Below are 21,965 nucleotides of genomic sequence, written 5' to 3' on the forward strand. Positions count from 1 at the left end.
GCAACCGTGCCACGCCACCAGCGGGGCGATCAGGGATGAGTCGGAGGCGGGCGGGGCGACTTCGGGGGCGGCGAGGCGCACAGGCCACGGCGGGTTGCCCCTCGCGCAGCGAGGGGTCGGCGAGGACTGTTTGAGCTGGCCGCAGGCCAGCGAGTTCCGCAGCCGCCCGCCGTGGCCGAGCACCGAGCGCTGTCCGCCGCTACGCGGTGGACCGCCACCATAGCAGCCCGGCCCGCCTCCGACTCATCCCTGATCGCCCCGCTGGTGGCGTGGCACGGTTGCAGTGGTGGCAGGCCACCAGCGGGGCGATCAATGGGCTGGGGCGGGCTCGGGCGGGGCGCCTGGCTGGGTGCTGAGAAGCGGAATGCCGAGGTGGGCGTGCGCAGCACGCATCAACATCTGACCGGCCGTGGTTGTTTGAGCGAAGCGGCCAAAGGCCGCGCAGTGAGTTCCACGGCCCCACCTCGGCATGAGCATCGCAAGGCAGTTCCGCTTGAAAAGCGGGACCACCAAGCTGAAGCCCTGCCGGAGACCGCCCCAGCCCGCGCCCCGCGCTGCCAAGACAAAGCACCACTACACTCTTTGTCCTGAACCATGAAGACCCGCATCACCACCCTCTTGGGCATTGAACACCCCATCGTCCTGCCCGGCATGACCTACGTCGCTGTGCCCGAACTGGTGGCCGCCGTCAGCAATGCCGGTGGCTTGGGCATCCTGGCTTCGGGCGGTTTGTCGGCCGAAGAATGCCGCCTCGCCATCCAGCAAGTGCGTTCCTTGACCGACAAGCCCTTCGGCGTGGGCTGCAGCCTGCTGCTGCCAGGCGCCACCGAATGCGCGCGCGTGGCCTTGCAAGAGCACGTGCCCGTCATCAACGTGTCGATGGGCCGCGCCGAATGGGTGGTGCAAGGCGCCCATGCCTACGGCGGCAAAGTCATTGCCACCGTGTCCAACGAAAAGCACGCCCGTTCGGCCATCGACATGGGCGTCGATGGTTTGATCGTGACTGGCCACGAGGCCGCCGCACATGGTGGCGCCGTGACCTCGCTGGTGCTGATACCCGCCGTGCGCGACATGACCGACCTGCCCATCATCGCTGCCGGGGGCTTTGCCGATGGCCGGGGCCTGATGGCGGCCTTGGCGCTGGGCGCGGATGCCGTGGCCATGGGCACCCGCTTCGCCACCTCGCGTGAAAGCGTGGTGCACGCGGCCACCAAGCAATTGATCATCGACAAGCCGGCCGAGGACACCATCTACTCGTCCAACTTCGACACCTTCCCTTGCCGCGTCATGCGCACACCGGGCGGCCAGAAATACACGGCGCGGCGGCTGGGGCCAGGTCTGGTGATCGTGCGGTCGTGGCGCGCAGCGCGCGAGCTCAATGCGCCGCTGTGGCCTTTGATGCGCGATGCCTTGCGGCAAGGTGTGGTCGGGGCCATCAAGGTGGCTTACTTTGGCGCGGCCACCTTGGCCATGCGCAAAGCCATCCACCAGGGCGACCATGACGAAGGAGTGCAGTTGATCGGGCAATCGCAAGGCCTGGTGCATGACATGCCCACCGTGTCCGAAATCATTGGTCGCGTGATGCAGCAAGCCGCCGACATCCGCCAGTCGCAGTTGCAACAAGGCTAATACCGCTCATACACGCTGGCACAACGCGGCGTTTCCTGAGAACATTCACTTCATCAGGGCTCCTCGAAGAGACACCGATGAATAATCCAGGTGAGTTGCGCCCGTCTCAGGGTTCTGAGACGGCGCATGGTGGTGTGGCGCGTTCCCAGTTCGAACAGCTGTTTTCTTTGGCCCCCGAGGCCTTGTTGGTGGCAGATGCCCAAGGGCGCCTCGTCAAGTGGAACGAGGCCGCCGCGTTGATGTTCGGCCATGACGAGCAGACCATGCCGTCGCTGAGCATCGACGACTTCTTGCCCGATCCGGCCCGTCGGCCCACCGCGCTGGCCATGGCTGGCCAGGCGAGCATGCCCGCCGCCAGCGAGATGTCGCCTGGCACCTGGTTCAAGGCTCAGCGTCGCGATGGCGCTACATTCGACGCCGAGGTCAGCCTGGGTCCGATTGAACTGGATGGGCAGCCGTGCGTGATCGCCATCGTGCGCAACCAGACCGAGATGGTGCTGGCGCGCGAGCGGGCCGAAGCCGCCAAGCTGGCCAAGAGCACCTTCCTGGCCAACATGAGCCACGAGATACGCACGCCCATGAACGCCATCATGGGTTTGACGCAGTTGATGCTGCTGGAGCACCCCACATCGCAGCAACGCGATCGCCTGGGCCTGGTCATGGGCGCGGCCAAGCACCTGCTGGGCATCATCGATGACGTGTTGGACCTGTCCAAGATCGAGGCGGGCAAGCTGGCCTTGCACCCGGTTGATTTCAAGCTGGACGCCGTGCTGGATGCCGCCTGCGATGTGCTCGCCGACAGCATGCGCACCAAGGGTTTGACGATGGACCGGCACATTGGCCCGCAGGTGCCGCGGCTCTTGCATGGCGACCCTCAGCGTTTGCAGCAGATCCTCATCAACTACGGCAGCAACGCGGCCAAGTTCACCACCAACGGGCATGTCAATCTGCGGGTCAAGCTGGTGGAGCAGAGCCCGTCCTGGGTGGTGCTGCGTTTCGAGGTCGAAGACACCGGCATCGGCGTGCCGCCCGAGCAGCAGCACCGCCTGTTCACCACCTTCGAACAAGTGGACGCCTCCATGACCCGGCGCCATGGAGGTCCGGGCCTGGGTTTGTCCATCAGTCGGCACCTGGCCAGGCTGATGGGCGGAGAGGTGGGCTGCACCAGCGAGCCTGGCCAAGGCAGCGTGTTCTGGTTCACGGCCCGCTTGACGGCGGCTGACGCTGCGGCGCTGGTGCCCGAACAGGATGCACCGACCAGCCACAGTGATTTGAAGTTGCGCTGCGAAGGTGCCCGGGTGCTGCTGGTGGAAGACCAGGCTTTGGGCCGGCTGGTGGCGCACGACATGCTGCGCTACATCGCGGGCATCGAGGCCGACACCGCCAGCGATGGGCTGGAAGCCGTGGAGCGTGCCAAGGGCCAGTCGTATGACCTGATCCTGATGGACATGCAGATGCCCAACATGAATGGCATGGACGCGTCGCGCCACATCCGGGCCCTGCCCGCGCATGCCGCCACGCCCATCATTGGCCTGACAGCCAACGCCTTCAGCGAAGACCGCCAGCGCTGCCTGGATGCGGGCATGAACGAACACCTGGCCAAGCCCTTGTCGGTGGAGGCCCTGACGGCGGTGCTCACGCGCTGGTTGGCGGCGCGGTCTTACTGAAGAGCGCCCTTGCTCGGCGTTGACGACGAGGTTGGCGCGTGCTTGCGGGCGGCCACCAGGGCCTTCCAGAAGCGTGCATCCTGCGAGCTGGCAAAGTTGATGCGCATCAGCGTGCTGGCCTGCCGCTGCGCGTGGAACAGGGCGCCGGGCGCGATCAGCCAGCCAGCGTCCAGCATGGGCAGGGTCAGGCGTTCGGTGTCCACGCCCACGTCCATCCAGCCGAACAGGCCTTGGGGCTGGGCCGCGAAATGGCAACCTGATTGCCGCGCCAGTTGCAGGCAGCGCGCGCGGGCCACGTCCAGTTGCTGGATGACGCGTTCGCTGTGGCGGCGCAACTGGCCTTGCTCCAGGCACAGCGCCAGCGCCTGTTCCAGGATGGGCGGGGTGGTGAGCGTGGTCAGCAGCTTGGTGTTGATGATGCGGTCTACCAGATGCGCTGGCGCGGCGATGTAACCCACCCGCCAGCTCGGCGTCAGGATCTTTGAAAAGCTGCCCACCGAGATGGTGCGGCGCAGCTCATCCAGCACGCACAGGCGCGTGGCGTGGGCGGGTGCCAGGTAGGCGTAGATGTCGTCCTCCAGGATGTGGAAGTCGTGCACTTCGGCCAGGCGCAACACCTGGTGGGCATGGCCGGGCGACAGCAGGGCGCTGGTGGGGTTGTGCAGCACCGACACGGTCACGTACAGCTTGGGGCGGTGGGTTTTGCACAGGGTGTCCAGCACGGCCAGGTCGGGGCCATCGGGCCCGCGTGGCACGGGCAGCACACGCATGCCCATCTGGGCCAGCCGCGCGAACTCGATCGCCCAACCCGGGTCGTCCACCAGCACCGCGTCACCGGCTTGCAGCAAGGTGCGCGACACCACGTCCAGCGCATGCGTGGCGCCCACGGTGCTGATGATCTGGCCGGCATCGGTCTTCAACCCGAACTCACCGAGCTTGCGCGACACGGCTTCACGAAACCTTGAATCGCCTGCAGGCTCGCCGTAGTGCAAGGTCAGTGGCAGCAGGCGATCGCCTTGCGTCACCTTGCGCAAGGCGGCGCCCAGCATGGCCGCGTCCAGCCAGGCTGGGGGCAGGGTGCCCAGGCCGGGCATGGGGTGGCTGCCGGGTTCGTGGAACATGCCCTTGATGAGCGTGGTGGCGTCGATCGGGGTGCGGGGCTGGAAAGGGTGGGGCGCTTTGATGGCCCGGGATGGGCTGCCTTCTTTGGTGTGCCCCTGCGCCTGGCGCACAAAGAAGCCGCGCTGCCGGTGCGACTCGATCAGGCCTTGCGCCAGCAGTTGGTCGTAGGCGGCTACCACGGTGTAGGGGCTGACACCATGAGCCTGCGCGCACTCGCGCACCGAGGGCAGACGCGAGCCCGGTGCCAGCAGGTGCTGGCGGATGCGCTGGGCAAAGCGGGCCACCAGCTGTTCGGTCAGGGTCTGGGCGCTGTCGCGGGTCAAGGGCGTGGTCATGGTCAGTGGATGTGTTGGTGGTTTGGCCAGTACAGATTGTTCAATGACGTGGCTTTGTGTATTGGTCATGTGCTGGTCAATCGCCCTAGAGTGCCACAGATGAACACCACACCACAAGTCCTTGTCCGCCGCCCCGTGTGGGCAGCCTGGCCCACCGTTTCGCCGCGCTGGCTGGGCGCTTTGGCGGTGCTGATGTTTGCGATGACGATTCCCATGACCCGGCTGGCCAATGGTTCGGTCGAGGCGCCTCAACTGCCACCGCTGTTCGTGGCGGTGGGGCGTGGGGCCATCGCCGGTTTGTTGGCCATGGCGTACCTGTGGGCGGTGCGTGCGGCCCGCCCTGCCAAGGCGCAATGGCCCTTGCTGGCAGGCGTGGTGCTGGGGGCGGTGCTGATTTTCCCGCTGTGCATGGGCTGGGCGGTGCGCGTAGTGCCTGCGGCGCACGCGGCCGTCATCGTGGGCCTGCTCCCTATGTGCACCGCGGCGCTGGCCTCGTGGTGGTTGGGGCAAAGGCCTGGCTTGGCCTTTTGGCTGGCCGGGGCCGTGGGCAGCACGCTGGTGTTGATGTTCGCGCTGGGCGTGGCCCGCGCACATGGCGCCGACCATTGGGTGAGCGCAGATGCCTGGCTCGTGGTGGCCATGCTGGGCGCGTCACTGGCCTATGTGGCAGGGGCCGCCTTGTCCCGGCAAATGCCTGCTGCGCAGGCCATCTCATGGGCCTTGGTCGCGGCCTTGCCCGTCACCCTGCCAACCGCAGCCTGGTCCTGGCCCACCGAAGCGGTGAGCTGGCAGGCCTGGGGCGCCTTCGCCTACGTGGCCGTGATCTCGACTTGGCTAGGCTTCTTCGCGTGGTATGCGGCCCTGGCTCGCGATCCCATGCGCGTCAGCCAGTTGCAGTTGATGCAGCCCTTCACGTCCATCGCCTTGTCGGTGCTGGTGCTGCAGGAAGCCGTCGATGCTTCAACGTGGCTGGTGGCCGGTGCGGTGTTGCTGGTGGTGATCTGGGGCCAGCATGCGGCCCGTCGAGAGATGAAGCAATGATCTTCACATTGGCCCGGCGCACTCAGCGCATGAACTCATCGGCCATCCGCGAGATCCTCAAACTCACGGAGCGGCCTGGTGTGTTGTCGATGGCGGGTGGTCTGCCCGCGCCAGCTTCTTTTCCCATAGAAGCCCTCCAGCGGGCGTGCGATCAGGTGCTGTCCACGCAAGGTGCGGCCGCCTTGCAGTACGCCGCCACCGAAGGCCTGCCGCCTTTGCGCGAATGGATCGCCCGGCGTTTGTCCCAAAGTGCCTGGCAGGTGGAGGCCTCGCAAGTGCTGATCACCACGGGGTCGCAGCAGGGGCTGGACCTGGTCGGCAAGGTCATGCTGGACGAAGGCTCGCCAGTGCTGGTGGAGCAGCCCACTTACCTGGGCGCGCTGCAGGCGTTCGCACCTTATGAGCCTGTGTTCCGGCCGTGGGCATCCGACGCCGAGGGGCCGCTGCCGTCAGCTTTGTCAAAGGCCGAGCCTGCGCGCCTGGCCTACCTGGTGCCCAACTTCCAGAATCCCAGCGGGCATGGCATCGCCGATGCGCGTCGGCGTGAGATCGCTCAGCAGACCCGGCGAAGCAACACACCATTGCTGGAAGACGACCCTTATGGCGAGTTGTGGTTCGATGCACCGCCGCCTCCGCCCCTGGCCGCGCATGCGCCCGAGCAGGTGATTTACCTGGGCTCGTTTTCCAAAGTGCTGGCGCCGGGCTTGCGCGTGGGCTACATCGTCACGCCCAGAGGCGAGCACCCTGGCACACTGGCCTTGCGCGCCAAGCTCTTGCAGGCCAAGCAGGCCAGCGACTTGCACACGCCCGCGCTCAACCAGCGCATCATCATGCAGTTGCTGGATTCTGGCTTTGACCTGGAGGGCCACCTGGAGACCGTGCGCGTCCGTTACCGTGCCCAGCGTGATGCCATGGCCACCGCTTTGGCCCGCCACCTGCCGGCAGGATGCACCTGGCAGCTGCCCCAGGGCGGCATGTTCTTCTGGGTGACTTGCCCTGATGGGATCGACACCTTGCAGCGCCTGCCCTCAGCGGTGGAAGCGGGGGCGGCCTATGTGCCAGGCGTGTCGTTCTACGCAGGTAGCGCGCCAGGGCAGGTCAACACCATGCGCCTGTCATTCGTCACCTTGTCACCCTCCGAGATCGACGAGGCCGTGTCCCGCCTGGCCCGCTGCCTGGTGTGAGCACCGTGCAGGCTGGTACGCTTGCGCGATGCCTTCCATACCCTTATTTGAACGTGAGCTGTCCGAGTTGGCGCAAGCGCATCTGCTGCGCCACCGCCGCGAGGTCTCGCCCCTGTTGCCGCCAGCCGACCTGTCGCCCGACCAGGAGCATGTGCGCGGCACCACCTACGTGATCAACGGCCAGACGCGCCTGTCCTTTGGTGGCAACGACTACCTGGGTTTGTCACAACACCCCGCCTTGATCCTGGCCGCGCAGCAAGCCGCCGGGCGTTATGGCGTGGGCGCCACGGCCTCGCCCTCGGTGTGCGGCCACAGCCCATCGCACGAGGCGCTGGAGCTGGAGCTGGCGGCCATGGTGGGCCTGCCGCGCGCTGTGTCTTTTGTGTCGGGCTACATGGCCAATGTGGGTGTGATTCCGGCGTTGGTGGGCCGCGGTGACGCGATCTTCTCCGATGCCCTGAACCATGCCTGCCTGATCGATGGTGCTCGTTTGTCGCGGGCCGATGTCCATGTGATGCCGCATGGTGACCTGGCCGCTTTGGACGCGGCCTTGCAAGCCAGCACGGCCCGGCGCAAGCTGGTGCTCACCGACGCGGTGTTCAGCATGGACGGCAACATCGCCAATGTGCCCGCCTTGCTGGCCCTGTGCGAGCGTCACGATGCCTGGTTGATGGTCGACGATGCCCACGGCTTTGGGGTGCTGGGCGCGCATGGTGAAGGCACCTTGGCTCACTGGGGCATCACCGGGCGCGATGGTGTGTCACCTGAATGGCAAGGCCGCCTGCACCGCCTGATCTACATGGCCACCTTGGGCAAGGCCGCGGGCGTGGCGGGCGCCTTCGTGGCGGGTGAGTCCACCCTGGTCGAATGGCTGGTGCAGAAGGCGCGCACCTACATGTTCGCGACCGCCGCGCCCGCCATGCTCACCGAGGCCGTGCGGGCCAGCCTGCGCGTGATTCAGGAGGAGGGAGGTCGGCGCCAGCACCTGGCCCGATTGCGAGACCAATTGCGAGACCGCTTGCGCACAGGCTTGAAGCTGCCCCGCCCCTGGCGCCTGATGCCGTCCGAGACGGCCATTCAGCCCTTGATCATCGGCCGCAACGAAGACGCCCTGGCCGTGATGGCCCACCTGGACCGCCAAGGCCTGTGGGTGCCCGCCATCCGTCCACCGACCGTGCCCCCCGGCACCGCCCGCTTGCGCATTTCCTTGTCGGCGGCGCACACTTGTGCGCACGTCGATGCCTTGTGCCAGGCCCTGTCCGAGGCGGTCTGAGCTACGATGGCTTCAACAAGGAGTTTGACCATGGACACCCACAAACTGAAGACCGCGATGGCGCAACTGCAAAGCGAGCTGGAATCGGGCGGCAAGCTCGACCCTGAACTGCAGCAGTTGCTCAAATCATTGGACAAGGACATCCAGTCGGCCCTGGCCGCGAACGAACAACCGGAAGACGACCTGGTCGCCAGCCTGAACGAGCGCACCCAGGCCATCGATGCCCGCTTCTCGGCCGAGCATCCCTACCTGTCCACCACCTTGCGCGACGTGATGGACACGCTGGGCAAGATGGGGATCTGACCGAACGAGCGGCCTCAGGCCACGAGCACTTCAGCCCGCAATGAGTGCGGATAAGCCTGGGTGATTGTCACGTCGATCAGCTGGCCGATCAGGCGGTCCATGTTCGGGCCACCTGGGAAGTTGACGATGCGGTTGCACTCGGTGCGGCCCATCAACTCGGTCGCATCCTTGCGGCTGGGGCCTTCCACCAAAATGCGCTGAGTCTTGCCCACCAGTGCTTCGCTGAAGCGCGTCACATGCGTGTCCAGCACGCCTTGCAAATGCTGCAAACGCTTGAGCTTCACCGCCTGCGGCGTGGTGTCTTCCAGGTTGGCAGCTGGTGTGCCGGGGCGGGCGCTGAAGATGAAGCTGAACGAAGCATCGAACTCCAGGTCGTGCACCAGCTTCATCATCTTGTCGAAGTCTTCGTCCGTCTCGCCTGGGAAGCCAACGATGAAGTCCGATGACAGGCTGATGGTGGGCCGCACCAAGCGCAGCTTGCGGATCGTGCTCTTGAATTCGAGCGAGGTGTAGCCGCGCTTCATCGCCATCAGGATGCGGTCGGAGCCGTGCTGCACGGGCAGGTGCACGTGATTCACCAGCTTGTCGGTTTTGCCATAGACATCGATCAGGCGCTGCGAGAACTCATTCGGGTGGCTGGTGGTGTAGCGGATGCGCTCCACGCCGGGCATCTCGGCCACGTACTCCAGCAAGGTCGCGAAATCGGCGATCTCGGTGGTGCCACCCATGGTGCCGCGGTAACCATTCACGTTCTGGCCCAGCAGCGTGATCTCTTTCACGCCCTGGTCGGCCAGGTCGGCCACCTCGGTCAGCACGTCTTCAAACGGGCGCGAGACTTCTTCGCCGCGCGTGTAGGGCACCACGCAATAGCTGCAGTACTTGGAGCAGCCTTCCATGATCGACACGAAAGCCGAGGCGCCTTCCTTGCGCGGCGGCGGCAGGTGGTCGAACTTCTCGATCTCGGGGAAGCTGATGTCCACCTGCGGGCGGCGCGAGCTGAGGCGCTTGTCCAGCATGGCGGGCAGGCGGTGCAGCGTTTGCGGGCCGAACACCACGTCCACATAAGGCGCGCGCTCGATGATGGCCGCGCCTTCCTGGCTGGCCACGCAACCACCCACGCCGATCATCACGCCTTTGTCTTTCAAATGCTTGACGCGGCCCAGGTCAGAGAAGACCTTCTCTTGTGCCTTCTCGCGGATCGAGCAGGTGTTGAACAGGATCAGGTCGGCCTGCTCGGGGTCATTGGTGGGTTCATAGCCCTGGGCGGCATTCATGACGTCGGACATCTTGCCCGAGTCATATTCGTTCATCTGGCAGCCGTAGGTCTTGATGTAGACCTTCTTGGTCGCTTTGGTGGGGATGGCGGTGTTGCTCATGGGGAAATGCTCAGGGCTTGGTCCAGGTCTGGCCGATGGGGTCGAATGACCAGGTGGCGGCTTCTTGCGGGGTCTTGGGCCACAGCTTCTTGATTTCTTCGGGGCGCAGCACCCAGACGTCATGCACCATGCCGTATTGCTCGACGGTGTAGTTGACGATCAGTTTCTCTCCCGTGATGGCCCCAGACATGAGAAACATCTGGTTGGGTCCCCTTATGCGTGAACCGGGCGACAGGCGCGCCGCTTTGCCATTGAGCGTGATTTTGCGTGCGCCAGTGAACACCAGCTCGCCACGCAAGGCGTTGGCGGGGAAATTGCGCTGCACCTGCATTTGTGCAGACGCCAAAACGGGGACGGCCAGGGCCAGGGCGACCGAGGCCGTCAATAGACAGCGATGCATGGTTTAGATCCAGGGGCTGTGAATGAGTCTTTGATTTTACCGCGCCAGGCGCCCCAGTGCACACGGATCTCGGTAAGATCACCGCCAGGCCAAGTCAACACTGGGAGGTAGCCTTGGGACTGCTCGATTTCATCAAGAAACAATTCGTCGACGTCATCGAATGGACCGAGTCCACCGACGGTGTCCTGATGTGGCGCTACCCCTTCGAGGACCGCGAAATCCAGAACGGTGCCGTGCTGGTGGTGCGCGAATCCCAAGTGGCGCTGTTCGTCAACGAGGGCAAGATTGCCGACATGTTCGGGCCCGGCTCGCACAAGCTCACCACGCAGACGCTGCCCCTGCTCACCAACCTGAGGAACTGGGACAAGCTGTTCGCTTCGCCCTTCAAGAGCGACGTCTACTTTTTCAGCACCCGTCAGCAGCTTGACCTGCGCTGGGGCACCAGCCAGCCCATCACCTTGCGCGACAAGGATTTTGGTGCCGTGCGCGTGCGCGCCTTCGGCAACTACAGCTGCCGCTTGGCCGATCCGCGCGTCTTCCACACCGAGGTGGCGGGCACGCGAGACAGCTATTCGGTCGAAGACCTGGACGGGCAACTGCGCGGCGTGCTGATCCAGCACCTGAGCGATGCGGTGGCGGGCAGCGGCGTGCCTTTCCTGGATTTGGCCGCCAACCAGATCGAGTTCGCCAAGGCCTTGCAGGCTGCCACGGTATCGGCCTTCGAGAACCTGGGTTTGAAGCTGGACAGCGTGACCGTGCAGAACGTGTCCCTGCCCGAAGAGCTGCAAAAGGTGCTTGACCAGCGCATTGGCATGGGCATGGTCGGCGACAACATGGGCAAGTTCATCCAGTACCAGACCGGGCAGGCTTTGCCAACGCTGGCCGCCTCCAGTGGTGGCGGTGGTGTGGCGGGCGATGCAGCGAGCTTGGGCGCAGGCCTGGCCTTGGGCCAGGTCATGGCGCAGTCCATCCAGCAAGGCTTGCAAGGTGGGGCGCAGCCAGGCGGTGCACCTGCCCAGGAGAGCACCGGCATCCGCCCCGACGAGGTCATGGCCACGCTGGAAAAGCTGGCCGACCTGAAAGCCAAGGGCATCCTCACGGACGACGAGTTCTCGGCCAAGAAGGCAGAGTTGCTGAAAAAGCTGACGTGAGCGGTCGCGGCCTTTCGTGAGTCAAGAAGACGCGACGTCTCAGCGCGCCTGGCGCGCCAACTGCTCGTTTTGCGGCGCCCCGGTCGAGTTCCGCTCGGCCGCTTCGCCCATGGCGGTGTGCAGCTATTGCCGCAGCACCCTGGTGCGCGATGGCGAAGCCCTGCGCCGCATCGGCCAAAGCGCCGAGCTGTTCGATGACCACAGCCCCTTGCAACTGGGCGTCACCGGACGCCATCAGGGCGAAGGCTTTGCCCTGGTCGGGCGCCTGCAGATGGCCTCCGAAGACGGCACCTGGAACGAGTGGCATGCCTTGTTCGACAACGGCCGATCCGGCTGGTTGAGCGAGGACAACGGCGCCTACGTGCTGGGCTTTGACGCGGCCACCTCGGGCCAGCCCATCGCTTTTGACTGGACGAAGTCCCAACCGGGTCAATCGGCCGTGATCGATGGCCGGGCCTGGACCGTGGCGTCCGTGGTCCAGGCCAGCGTCAAGGCGGCCCAAGGCGAGTTGGCCTTCCTGCCGGATTTCAAACGCCGCCTGACCGTGGTCGAGCTGCGCAACCCGCAAGGCGAGGTCCTGTCGCTGGACACGCGCGACGACCCGCCCACGCGCTCATTGGGCCGCGCCGTGCGCCTGCCCGAGCTGGCCCTGGTCGGCCTGCGCGATGAACACGAAGGTTCGGTGTCCAAGGTGCAAGGCCAGGCCATGGCCTGCCCCAACTGCGGCGCCGCCTTGGCCCCCAAGCTGGACAGCACCAAATCGATCACCTGCGGGTCTTGCCGGTCCGTGGTCGACATCTCCAAGGGCCTGGGGGCCGACCTGGATTTCTACCGGCAAGACAACGCCCTGGCCCCCTTGATCCCCTTGGGCAGCACCGGCGTGCTCACCATCGATGGCAAGAAGGACAGTTGGCAGGTGGTGGGCTACCAGGAGCGCTGCGACGAACCCGACAGCCAGGAAGAAGAGCAGACCTTCTGGCGCGAGTACCTGCTCTACAACCGGCGTTTGGGCTTTGCCTTCCTGGTGGATGCCGAAGATGGCTGGAGCGCCGTGCGGCCCATCACCGGCGTGCCCTCGGGGCGCGGCGACAAGGTCGACTGGCAAGGCGTGAGCTACAAAAAGCGCTTTGCCTATCCCGCCAAGACCACCTACGTGCTGGGCGAGTTCTACTGGCGCGTCTACCGCGACCAACGCACCTTCAACACCGACTACGCGGGGCAGGGCAGCAACGCCAAGGCCCAGCTCAACCGCGAGCAGACCGGCAACGAAGTCGTGTGGTCGGCGGGCAGCGCGCTGGAGGCCCACACCGTCATCGCCGCCTTCCGCATCAACCCGGCCGATGCCTCGCAGTTCCGCCGCGGCTCCACCTTGCTGTCCCGGGCATCGACGTCATCCTCGTGGAATGGCGACGTGTCGTCATGGCTCATCATCGGCATGGTCGTGCTGATGGTGCTTGTCATGTTCAGTTGCTCCGACGACTGCAGCGATGTGCGCGAGACTTATGGCTCGGCCAGCACCGAATACCAGCAGTGCAAATCGTCTCGGGGCAGTGGCGGCGGCCGTTACCACGGCGGTTCCTGGGGTGGCTACAGCAGCGGCGGCTCTCACAAATGACCAACAACCTTCAACCTTTGATGCCAGGAGAAAACCATGTTCGAACTTGAGTGGCTCAAGCCCGGTGTGTTCATCGGCTCCATCGTGTTCGCGCTGATCGGCGTGCTGGTGTTCTGGATCTGCTTCATCGTGGTGGACAAGCTCACCCCCTACGACCTGTGGGGCGAGATCATCGAGAAGAAAAACGTGGCGCTGGCCATCGTCGTGGCGGCCATGTGTCTGTCCATTGGCATCATCGTGGCGGCCGCCATCCATGGTTGAAGCGCCATCGGCCGCCCCGGCCGATGCCACGGCGACCGATGCCCGCATCTCGCCCACCGAGCTGGTCCTGCTCACGTCCGTCTTCGTGGTGGCCGCCTGCGGTCTGGTCTACGAGCTGACGGCGGGCAGCCTGGCCAGTTACCTGCTGGGTGACTCGGTCCTGCAGTTCTCCACCATCATCGGCACCTACCTGTTCGCCATGGGCATCGGGTCCTGGCTGTCGCGCTACCTGGTGCAGCACCTGGTCGCGCACTTCCTGCGCATCGAGTTGCTGGTGGGCTTGCTGGGGGGGCTCATGCCGGTGGCACTGTTCCTGGCGCACGGCAGCTTGCCCGCCAGCGCGGTGGGCGCCTTCCGTGTCTTGCTGTACAGCCTGGTCCTGTTGGTGGGCATCCTGGTGGGGCTGGAGATCCCCTTGGTGATGCGCATCCTGCAGCGCCATTTTCGGGGCCGCTATGGCCTGAAGGACCTGGTCTCGCAGGTCCTGACTTTTGACTATCTGGGCGCGCTCCTTGTGTCCATCGCCTTTCCATTGCTGCTGGTGCCGCACCTGGGTTTGATCCGCACCGGCGCCTTGTTCGGCCTGCTCAATGTGGCGGTGGCCGTTTGGGCCTTGCTGCTGTTCCGCAGCGAGCTGCGTTCGTGGGGCGCGCACGCCCTGGCCTGTGCCCTGTGTGTGCTGACTTTGGGCGCGCTCATGTGGGGCGCCCAGCCCCTGACCACCTGGGCCGAGGACCGCTTTTACGGCGAGCCCATCACCCACCGCCTCAGCACGCCGTATCAGCGCGTGGTGGTGACGCAGGGCCATGCGGGCACACGGCTGTTCCTCAATGGCAATCTGCAGTTCCATTCGCGCGACGAGTACCGATACCACGAGGCTCTGGTGCACCCGGCCATGAGCGGCCACGGTGCCCCCCGCCGTGTGCTGGTGCTGGGCGGCGGCGACGGCATGGCCGTGCGCGAAGTGCTCAAGTACCCCAGCGTTCAGCAGGTCACCCTGGTCGAACTCGACCCGGCCATGACCAAACTCTTCAGCACCGACGAGCAACTCATCAAGCTCAACCAGTCGGCCTTGCAATCACCCAAAGTGCGCATCATCAATGCCGACGCCTTCACCTGGCTCGACACCAACGACGAGGTTTTCGACGTCATCGTGGTGGACTTCCCCGATCCCACCAACCACGCCGTCGGCAAGCTCTACACCACCACCTTCTACGCCCTGCTGGACCGGCACCTGGCGGCCAGCGGTTATGCGGTCATCCAGACCAGCTCGCCCCTGATTGCCCGCCAGAGCTACTGGACCGTGGTGAGCACGCTCGAGGCCGTGGGCTTGCAGACCACGCCCTACCATGCCCATGTGCCCAGCTTTGGCGAATGGGGCTTCGTGATCGCGCACCACCGGCCCTGGCGCGTGCCAACATCCTTGCCCGCTGGCCTGAAATTCCTGACCGTGCCGGGCCTGCCATCCCTGCAAGATTTCCCGCCCGACATGAGCCGCGTCCAGACCGAACCCAACCGCTTGAGCAGCCAGGTGCTGGTGCAGACCTTCGAAGAGGAATGGGGCAAGGTGCACGAATGAGCTGGTCGGGCCACAGCACCCGCCGTGCATGGCTGGGTGGGGCCGTCGGGCTGGGCCTGGCGGGATGTCGCCGCTGGTCGGCCGAGACGGGTGTGTCCCCTTCAAATGCCCTTTTGCGCCCAGAGGTCGAAGGTGGATGGGTCGGAGCGCACATGGACCGTGGCCATGCCTGGCGCGATGGCTTGGGCAAGCCGCCATCGTCAGCGCGGGACCAGACCCGCCGCGTGCACACCTTGATCGTGGGCGCAGGCGTGGCGGGTTTGTCGGCCGCACGCGGATTGCAGCAGGCGGGCATCGACGACTTCGCGGTTCTGGATCTGGAGGACGAAGCGGGTGGCAACTCGCGTGGCCACAGCATCCATGGCCTGCCATGCCCTCTGGGCGCGCACTACCTGCCCGTGCCCGGCCCCGCCGCCGTGGAGGTGGCCCAATGGCTGGAAGAGATCGGCGTGATCCGCCAGGTGCAGGGCCGCTGGCAAGGCGACGAGCGCCACCTGTGCCACAGCCTGCAAGAGCGCCTGTTCGTGCCCGATGCCCGCCAGGACTACCCACCGGGGGTGCAGGCAGGGCACTGGCAGGAAGGCATCTTGCCCATGCCAATGGCCGATTCGCCCGGCGCCGCCCAGACCCAGGCCCAGTACCTGCGTTTTTCTCAAGAAGTGGCCAACGCTGCCCGACAGTGGCCCTTCGCCATGCCCACGGCCCACGCGCCTTGGCACCCCGGCCTGGATGCCCTGGACCGCCAGACCTTCGCCCAATGGCTGGATGCCCATGGCTTTGACGCCACCGCCTTGCGCTGGTACCTGGACTACGCCTGCCGCGACGATTACGGCGCAGGCATCCACCAGGTCTCGGCCTGGGCGGGCTTGCAGTACTTCGCCAGCCGGCACGGCTTTGACGAGCCAGGCGCCAGCCGTGATCCGCACGACGCTGTCCTGACCTGGTCTCAGGGCAACGCCTGGCTGACGCAGCGCTTGGCCCAAGGCTTGGGTGATCGCTGGCAGGCCGGCCAGATGGCGACGCGCATTCGACCCGGCCGACATGACGTCCAGGTCGATGCATTGGACACCCGATCAGGGCTGCGTGTTCGCTGGGTGGCCGCGAAGGTGGTGGTGGCCGTGCCCTTGTTCATCGCGGCCCGGCTGATCGATCCCATGCCACCGGCCTTGAAAGCTTTGGCGCCCTCGTTGCGGTATGCCCCCTGGCTGGTCAGCAACCTGTGGCTGAACAAGCCCTTGCAGGACCGGCCCGGGGTGCCGATGGCCTGGGACAACGTCCGCCAGGCACCGCTTGAGATGGCCACCAATGCCCCACTGGAGCCAGCTTTGGGCTATGTCAACGCACGCCACCAAAGTCTGGCGCCCACACCAGGCCCCATGCTGCTCACGCACTACTGGGCCCTGGGCGGCCAAAACCCGCAAGCCTTGGCGAATCACCGGCAGCGCCTGGCGCGCCAACCCTGGCAAACCTGGGCGCAAAGCGTGCTGGATGACCTGTCGCCGGTGCACCCCGACTTGCCTGGCAAACTGGGCCGCATCGACCTGATGCGCTGGGGTCATGCCATGGTCATCCCCACCCCGGGCTTGCGTGGTCACCCCGCATTGGCGGCACTGGCCCAGCCCCAGGGGCGCTTGCACTTCGCGCACAGCGATTTGTCGGCTTACTCGGTGTTCGAGGAGGCCTTCACCCGGGGCGCGTTCGCGGCCCGGGCCATTGGCGCTTCAAAAAATCGCCCTGTTTGAAGACGGTTGAGCTGACGTAGAGGTGTCAGGCGGCCTGGCCGTGTCGGCGCACTGCGACACCCAGGGCCAGCAAACCCACGCCGAACATGGCATAGGTCGAAGGCTCTGGCGTGACTGGGACGCAACTCAGGCAAGCCACCCGGAACACACCCTCAGCCTGCGTGTTGCCCCAGTTGGCTGTGCGCACCAGGATGGCCACCGGGTCGGAGGCTGCGGTAGACAGTCCCAGGTCGGCCAGGATGACGTTCGCTGTGTTCGCATTCATGCGCAGGCTACCGGCCAGACTGCCGCTGGCCTTGGCAACGACGACTCCGGCATTGACGCTGTCAATCAGGATGTTGCCGCCGGTGCCCCCCACCACGCCAGGCACGTCGGCCGCAAAGATGGCCTGCTTGCCGTAGCTCACCAAGGCACCGTTGTTCAGGCGTGAATACAGGTCGGCGTAGATGGTGGACGTGCTGAGGCTGACGTCGAAATTGGCCATGAAAATCGAGCGCGACGTGATGGTTTCGTCGTCATTGAACACCGTGCGGCGGATGTTCACGAACGAGTTGGCCGCTTGCAAAGAGTTCACGGTGTCACCCGTGATGGTGGCCTTGTTGAACGCCAGGCTGACATTGCCCGTGGCCTTGGTGTAAGTCGCCGTGTTGGTGGCGCCACTGATGCTCAGCCCCGCGATGGTGGGCACGGTTCCCGCCGTCACGACGTTGGAGCCTGATGCACTCAGTGCTGACAAGGCATCGGCGGAAAATGTCAGGCTGCCTGTGCCTGAAGTCAGTTCCCACAACCCGGCATAAGGCGTTGCGCTGGCCGTGCTGCCCGCGACCAATGCGGCCACGGATGCGATGCATTTGAATGCAAACTTCATGGGGGCTCTCCAGATTCAGTCCATTGAAAAAAACCGCCCTGCTTGAGGGCGGTTTCAGCTGACATCAGTGGTGTCAGGCCGCTTGGCCGCGCCGGCGCATGGCCACACCCAGGGCCAACAAGCCCATGCCAAACATGGCATAGCTCGAAGGCTCAGGGATGGCTTGGAGTGTGCCGGCCGCTTGGGTCGTGCCCCAGTTGGCGGTGCGCACCAGGGTGGCCACGGGATCGGTGGCGGCGGTCGACAGGCCCAAATCCGCCAGGATGATGTCGGCGGTGGCGAGGTTCATGCGCAGGCTGCCGGCCAGGCTGCCACTGGCCTGGCCTTGGGGGTAAAAGCCAGTTCCGGGGATGACCTCGATGTTGCCCTGGGTGCCCCCAATCACGCCCGGGAGATCGGCGCGGAAGATGTCCTGCTTGCCATAGTTCACCAGTGCGCCCGAATTCAAGCGCGAGTACAGATCGGCGGAAATGGTGGAGGTGGACAAGTTCACGTCGAAATTCGTCATGAAGATCGAACGCGTGGTGGTGGTTTCGTCGTCGTTGAACGTGATGCGGCGAATCTGGACAAAGGAGTTGGCGGCCTGCAGAGACACCAATGAATCATTGAAGGCCACGGCGCTGCTGAAGGTCAGGCTGACATTGCCAGTGGCCTTGGTGTAGGCCGCCGTGTTGGCCGAACCGCTGATGTCCAGGCCTGCAATCGTCGGAACCGTGAAGGGTGTCACGATGGCTGAACCGGAGGCGCTCAGGGCCGACAAGGCGTCTGTCGAGAATGTCAGGCCACCGGTGCCTGAGATCAGCTCCCAATCCGAAGCGTGAGCGCCACTGGCGGCCACCAATGTTGCGGCAACTGCCACGATGCTCTTGAATGCGAATTTCATGATGCTCTCTCCACTGATTTCATGATGATGGAAAGGGGGCCTTGATGGTCCAGAGCCTCCCTGCTCTAACCCTGATGGGTTAAACGAAGTCTAGTGAAGAAGCGTGACTTTGTGCGCAGGGTTAGCCTGGGGCTACAACTTGTTTCCATTGGGGTTGGGGCTAAAAAAAAAAGCCGCCCGGGTGGGCGGCTTTTGCTGGCGTGGATTGATCAAGCCTTGATGAGGCGGCGGCGCATGGCCGCAATGCCGACCAGGCCCAGGCCCATCAGGGCGTAGGTGGAGGGTTCAGGAATGGCTGCGGCAGGCGCCGTGAAGGTGCCGGCAGCATTGGTGGTGCCCCAGTTGGCGGTGCGAACCAGGGTGGCCACGGGATCGGTGGCAGCGGTTGACAAACCCAGGGCGGACAGCACGGTGTTGGCCGTGGTGCCGTTCATGCGCAGGCTGCCGGCCAAGCTACCGCTGGCATGGCCTGTGGCCACGCCGCCAGACACGCCATCAACGATGATGTTGCCGCCAGTGCCACCGACCACGCCCGGGACATCGGCCGTGAAGATGGCTTGCTTGCCGTAGTTGACCAGGGCGCCCGAACCTGTGCGCGAGTAGAGGTTGGCGTAGATGGTGGAGTTGGTCAGGTTGACATCAAACTCGGCCATGTAAATGTTCAGTTGCGTGGTGGTCTCGTCGTCGTTGAAAACGGTGCGACGGATATTCACCAGCGAATTGGCGGCTTGCAGGGTCGTCAACGTGTCGCCCACGCCCGTGGCGGTGTTGAAGGCCAGGCTGACATTGCCGGTGGCTTTGCTGTAGATCGCCGTGTTGACGGCGCCGCTGTTGGGCAGCCCGGCGATGGTCGGGATGGTGCCGGCCGTGACAACACTGGAGCCCGAGGCGCTCAGTGCCGACAGCGCGTCTGACGAGAAGGTCAAGCCGCCGGTGCCACTGCCAGCATTCCAGACATAGCCAGAGGCTGCGGAGGCTGCGCCAGCGGCCATGAAAGCGGCGGTGGCCAGGATGCTTTTGGATGTGAACTTCATGTGTGGGGCTCCGTGATTGCTGTCGAGGCGACTGAAATCCTCGACGATGGGCTGATTCTAGGGACGACTTGGCCTGTTGGGCGTAAGGCTTCCCCTAACAGGGTTAATAGCGTGTTTCCGGCATGGAAAAAAGCCGCCCTGTTGCCAGGGCGGCTTTGCTCAAAATCCGGCCGAAACCGGATTCAAGGCCAATCAGGCAGCCTTGCGGCGGCGAGCAACGGCACCCATGGCCAGCAAGCCTGCGCCCAGCAGGGCGTAGGTTGTTGGCTCAGGCACTGGAGCCGTGAAGGTGCCACCAGCTTGGGTTGTGCCCCAGTTGGCGCCACGCACCAGCATCGCGACAGGGTCGGTGGCGGCGGTCGACAGACCCAGGGAGGTCAGGATGGTGTCAGCCGTGCCGGCGTTCATGCGCAGGGCGCCAGCCAAGCTGCCGCTGGCCGCGCCGTAGGCCAAAGTAGGAGTCTCGGAAGTCACTTCAATGTTGCCACCCGTGCCACCGATGATGCCAGGAACGTCAGCCGTGAAGATGGCTTGCTTGCCGTAGCTGACCAGAGCACCAGCGTCAGTGCGCGAATACAGGTTCGCGAAAATCGTGGAGTTGCCCAGGTTCACGTCGAAGTCAGCCATGAACACGCTGCGCGTGGTCGTGGTTTCGTCGTCGTTGAACGTGGTGCGGCGGATTTGCACCAGCGAGTTGGCGGCTTGCAGCGAAGTCAACGCGTCACCATCGATGGTGGCAGTGTTGAACGTCAGGCTGACGTTGCCGGTGGCCTTGGTGTAGACGGCCGTGTTGGCAGCACCAGTGTTAGGCAGGCCAGCAATGTTGGGGATGGTGGCAGCGGTGATGACGCTGGAGCCGGAGGCGCTCAGGGCCGACAGAGCGTCAGCCGAGAAAGTCAGACCGCCCGAGCCGGACTCCACGCTCCAGGTACCAGCGTAAGGCGTGGCGGCGCTTGCAACACCAGCAGCCACGAATGCAGCCGTGGCCACCAAGGTTTTCAATGCAAATTTCATTTAATTTCTCCACTGTGAATACGGTCTTTTTTCGATGATTCCTCAACGTCAAAAAGGCGACCGGCTTACCTGATCGACCGTTGCACTCTAGCGATGACTTTGAAGACCGCCTATAGGGTTCTACCGATTGTGTAACCGTTTGCTAGGGGAACTACTTAATTTTCCCCAGTGAGAAATGTCACGCTGTGGCATTTTGAAACAAATGAATGCTCAATTCTGCGCAATACGAGGCACTTCCTGCACTTGACAGTGGCTTGGCTTGAGCTCATCGCGCAGTTGGTTGACGACCTGGTGTGCGGCGGCCGAGTTGTCGCTGTTCCGATTGCACACGAACACATCCAGGGTGACCACGCCTGATTCGGGCCAGGTGTGCACGGCCAGATGCGACTCGGCCAGCAGGACCATGCCGGTGATGCCGCCGACCTGGTGTGGTGCCAGCGCCGGAAAGCCATGAAAGCATTGGCCCACCGCCTGAAGCCCCGCCATGGTGACGATGCTCAGGCAGCGCTCTTGCAGCACGTTCACATCGGTCATCATTGGATTCAAGGCCGAACAGCCCTGCAAGTCCGCCGTCAGGTGCAGCCCGTGCATCAACCCAGCTCCGCCAGCCGTGCGGGCGTGCCGACATCGACCCATGGCCCCTCGTGGACCTCGGCGCTCAGGCGGCCTTGGTCAATGGCGCGGTCCAGGCAGGGGCGCAGCGCGGTCCGGCTGCCCACCACGACCTCATCCACCATCGCCGCCCGGTACAGGCCGATGGTGGAGTAGGTCCAGCACGGCGTGGCCGGGGGCGCCCGGTCTTTGCGCAGCACCCGGCCTTCGGGCGACAAGGCGAAGTCGCCGCCCGGGTTGTGCGGCGGGTTGCTCACCATCCACAAATGGGCCCAGTCCGTGCCCTGGGCAAAGTGTTGCGCCGCTTCATCGTCGAATCGGAAGTCCGGGGCGAACACGTCGCCCGCCAGGACCCAGAAGGCGTCGCCCAGCCAGGGCAAGGCTTTGGCGATGCCCCCAGCGGTTTCCAGGGCGCCGCCATGGTCGCGCGCTTCCATGGAGTATTGAAGGTGCAGGCCCCAGCGCGAGCCATCGCCCAAAGCGGTGGGGAATTGATCCTCCAGCCAGGCCGTGTTGATGACGACCTCGCGCACGCCATCGCGGGCCAGGGCTTCGAGGTGCCATTCAATCAGGGGTTTGCCACGGACCTTGAGTAGAGGCTTGGGGGTGTGGTCCGTCAAGGGGCGCATGCGCTCGCCGCGTCCAGCGGCCAGGATCAGGGCGGGCAGGGTCATGAGGGGATGATACCGAGGCGTCCAGCAAAAAAGGGCTCATGTTGTGCACATGAGCCCTTTGAATTGGATGGTGGCGCTTCACGGATTCGAACCGCGGACCTGTGGATTATGATTCCATCGCTCTAACCGACTGAGCTAAAGCGCCACTGAGCCCAAGATTATACGCTGGATTTTCAGTGCAGTTGAAAAAAACTTCTCGATG

At 64.7% G+C, this 21,965-nt stretch carries 20 protein-coding genes and 1 tRNA gene; 11 read left to right on the forward strand and 10 right to left on the reverse strand.

Annotated elements, in window-relative coordinates; genetic code table 11:
• Positions 1 to 594 precede the first annotated feature (594 nt).
• Both Q7V20_RS03485 and Q7V20_RS03490 read left to right on the forward strand, forming a co-directional pair.
• Positions 595 to 1,629: a nitronate monooxygenase family protein gene (locus Q7V20_RS03485; RefSeq protein WP_304787222.1), complete on the forward strand. Its 1,035-nt coding sequence runs from the start codon at positions 595 to 597 to the stop codon at positions 1,627 to 1,629.
• A 77-nt stretch (positions 1,630 to 1,706) separates the two neighbouring features.
• Positions 1,707 to 3,296 carry an ATP-binding protein gene (locus Q7V20_RS03490; protein ID WP_304787224.1) on the forward strand — a complete coding sequence of 530 codons (1,590 nt, stop codon included), beginning with the start codon at positions 1,707 to 1,709 and terminating at the stop codon, positions 3,294 to 3,296.
• Here the strand turns inward: Q7V20_RS03490 and Q7V20_RS03495 are convergent.
• Positions 3,290 to 4,753 (reverse strand): PLP-dependent aminotransferase family protein, encoded by a 1,464-nt coding sequence (locus tag Q7V20_RS03495; RefSeq protein WP_304787278.1) that lies wholly within the window; start codon positions 4,751 to 4,753, stop codon positions 3,290 to 3,292. The genes Q7V20_RS03490 and Q7V20_RS03495 overlap by 7 nt on opposite strands.
• Before the next feature lie 99 nt (positions 4,754 to 4,852).
• On the opposite strand from Q7V20_RS03495, the gene Q7V20_RS03500 reads away from it, so the two are divergent.
• The 4 genes from Q7V20_RS03500 to Q7V20_RS03515 are packed head-to-tail and all read left to right on the forward strand — an operon-like array spanning position 4,853 to position 8,554.
• The gene (locus Q7V20_RS03500) at positions 4,853 to 5,794 is read left to right on the forward strand and encodes a DMT family transporter (protein WP_304787226.1); all 942 of its coding nucleotides are present in this window, start codon (positions 4,853 to 4,855) and stop codon (positions 5,792 to 5,794) included.
• The gene (locus Q7V20_RS03505; RefSeq protein ID WP_304787229.1) at positions 5,791 to 6,978 is read left to right on the forward strand and encodes a PLP-dependent aminotransferase family protein; all 1,188 of its coding nucleotides are present in this window, start codon (positions 5,791 to 5,793) and stop codon (positions 6,976 to 6,978) included. The genes Q7V20_RS03500 and Q7V20_RS03505 overlap by 4 nt, the downstream gene beginning before the upstream one ends.
• Before the next feature lie 28 nt (positions 6,979 to 7,006).
• Positions 7,007 to 8,251 carry an 8-amino-7-oxononanoate synthase gene (bioF, locus tag Q7V20_RS03510; protein ID WP_304787231.1) on the forward strand — a complete coding sequence of 415 codons (1,245 nt, stop codon included), beginning with the start codon at positions 7,007 to 7,009 and terminating at the stop codon, positions 8,249 to 8,251.
• Between the two features lie 30 nt (positions 8,252 to 8,281).
• A complete protein-coding gene (locus Q7V20_RS03515) occupies positions 8,282 to 8,554 on the forward strand; it encodes a DUF4404 family protein (RefSeq protein ID WP_304787233.1) in 273 nt (90 codons plus the stop codon).
• Between the two features lie 14 nt (positions 8,555 to 8,568).
• On the opposite strand, the gene miaB is transcribed toward Q7V20_RS03515, so the two are convergent.
• Together miaB and Q7V20_RS03525 are read right to left on the reverse strand one after the other, a co-directional pair.
• Entirely contained in the window at positions 8,569 to 9,930 is a 1,362-nt protein-coding gene (gene miaB, locus Q7V20_RS03520) for a tRNA (N6-isopentenyl adenosine(37)-C2)-methylthiotransferase MiaB (RefSeq protein ID WP_304787235.1), read from the reverse strand.
• A gap of 10 nt (positions 9,931 to 9,940) precedes the next feature.
• Complete coding sequence (locus Q7V20_RS03525) at positions 9,941 to 10,330, reverse strand: hypothetical protein (RefSeq protein WP_304787237.1); 390 nt, start codon at positions 10,328 to 10,330, stop codon at positions 9,941 to 9,943.
• A 113-nt stretch (positions 10,331 to 10,443) separates the two neighbouring features.
• Between Q7V20_RS03525 and Q7V20_RS03530 the strand changes: the two genes are divergently transcribed.
• The 5 genes from Q7V20_RS03530 to Q7V20_RS03550 are packed head-to-tail and all read left to right on the forward strand — an operon-like array spanning position 10,444 to position 16,678.
• Positions 10,444 to 11,481 carry an SPFH domain-containing protein gene (locus Q7V20_RS03530; RefSeq protein ID WP_304787239.1) on the forward strand — a complete coding sequence of 346 codons (1,038 nt, stop codon included), beginning with the start codon at positions 10,444 to 10,446 and terminating at the stop codon, positions 11,479 to 11,481.
• Positions 11,482 to 11,497: 16 nt separating this feature from the next.
• Positions 11,498 to 13,096 (forward strand): DUF4178 domain-containing protein, encoded by a 1,599-nt coding sequence (locus tag Q7V20_RS03535; RefSeq protein ID WP_304787240.1) that lies wholly within the window; start codon positions 11,498 to 11,500, stop codon positions 13,094 to 13,096.
• Between the two features lie 36 nt (positions 13,097 to 13,132).
• Positions 13,133 to 13,357 carry a DUF350 domain-containing protein gene (locus Q7V20_RS03540; protein ID WP_304787242.1) on the forward strand — a complete coding sequence of 75 codons (225 nt, stop codon included), beginning with the start codon at positions 13,133 to 13,135 and terminating at the stop codon, positions 13,355 to 13,357.
• The gene (locus Q7V20_RS03545; RefSeq protein ID WP_304787244.1) at positions 13,350 to 14,936 is read left to right on the forward strand and encodes a polyamine aminopropyltransferase; all 1,587 of its coding nucleotides are present in this window, start codon (positions 13,350 to 13,352) and stop codon (positions 14,934 to 14,936) included. The genes Q7V20_RS03540 and Q7V20_RS03545 overlap by 8 nt, the downstream gene beginning before the upstream one ends.
• A complete protein-coding gene (locus Q7V20_RS03550) occupies positions 14,933 to 16,678 on the forward strand; it encodes an NAD(P)/FAD-dependent oxidoreductase (protein ID WP_304787246.1) in 1,746 nt (581 codons plus the stop codon). The genes Q7V20_RS03545 and Q7V20_RS03550 overlap by 4 nt, the downstream gene beginning before the upstream one ends.
• Positions 16,679 to 16,703: 25 nt before the next feature.
• Here the strand turns inward: Q7V20_RS03550 and Q7V20_RS03555 are convergent, their stop codons facing one another.
• The 7 genes from Q7V20_RS03555 to Q7V20_RS03585 all read right to left on the reverse strand — a co-directional run bounded on the left by Q7V20_RS03555 (position 16,704) and on the right by Q7V20_RS03585 (position 21,908).
• Positions 16,704 to 17,546, reverse strand: a complete 843-nt coding sequence (locus Q7V20_RS03555) for a PEP-CTERM sorting domain-containing protein (RefSeq protein ID WP_304787248.1) — start codon at positions 17,544 to 17,546, stop codon at positions 16,704 to 16,706.
• A 73-nt stretch (positions 17,547 to 17,619) separates the two neighbouring features.
• On the reverse strand, positions 17,620 to 18,429 hold the full coding sequence (locus Q7V20_RS03560; protein ID WP_304787250.1) for a PEP-CTERM sorting domain-containing protein: 810 nt from the start codon (positions 18,427 to 18,429) through the stop codon (positions 17,620 to 17,622).
• A gap of 209 nt (positions 18,430 to 18,638) precedes the next feature.
• A complete protein-coding gene (locus tag Q7V20_RS03565; protein ID WP_304787252.1) occupies positions 18,639 to 19,463 on the reverse strand; it encodes a PEP-CTERM sorting domain-containing protein in 825 nt (274 codons plus the stop codon).
• 192 nt (positions 19,464 to 19,655) lie between these two features.
• Entirely contained in the window at positions 19,656 to 20,477 is an 822-nt protein-coding gene (locus Q7V20_RS03570; RefSeq protein WP_304787255.1) for a PEP-CTERM sorting domain-containing protein, read from the reverse strand.
• A gap of 210 nt (positions 20,478 to 20,687) precedes the next feature.
• Positions 20,688 to 21,068, reverse strand: coding sequence for an adenosylmethionine decarboxylase (speD, locus tag Q7V20_RS03575; protein WP_304787257.1), 381 nt, complete (start codon positions 21,066 to 21,068; stop codon positions 20,688 to 20,690).
• Positions 21,068 to 21,763: an N-acetylmuramate alpha-1-phosphate uridylyltransferase MurU gene (gene murU / locus Q7V20_RS03580; protein WP_304787259.1), complete on the reverse strand. Its 696-nt coding sequence runs from the start codon at positions 21,761 to 21,763 to the stop codon at positions 21,068 to 21,070. Before murU ends, speD begins: the two co-directional genes overlap by 1 nt.
• A gap of 68 nt (positions 21,764 to 21,831) precedes the next feature.
• Positions 21,832 to 21,908: transfer RNA gene (locus tag Q7V20_RS03585), tRNA-Met, on the reverse strand.
• Positions 21,909 to 21,965 lie beyond the last annotated feature (57 nt).

Source organism: Aquabacterium sp. (genome assembly GCF_030652515.1).
Lineage (GTDB): Bacteria > Pseudomonadota > Gammaproteobacteria > Burkholderiales > Burkholderiaceae_C > Aquabacterium.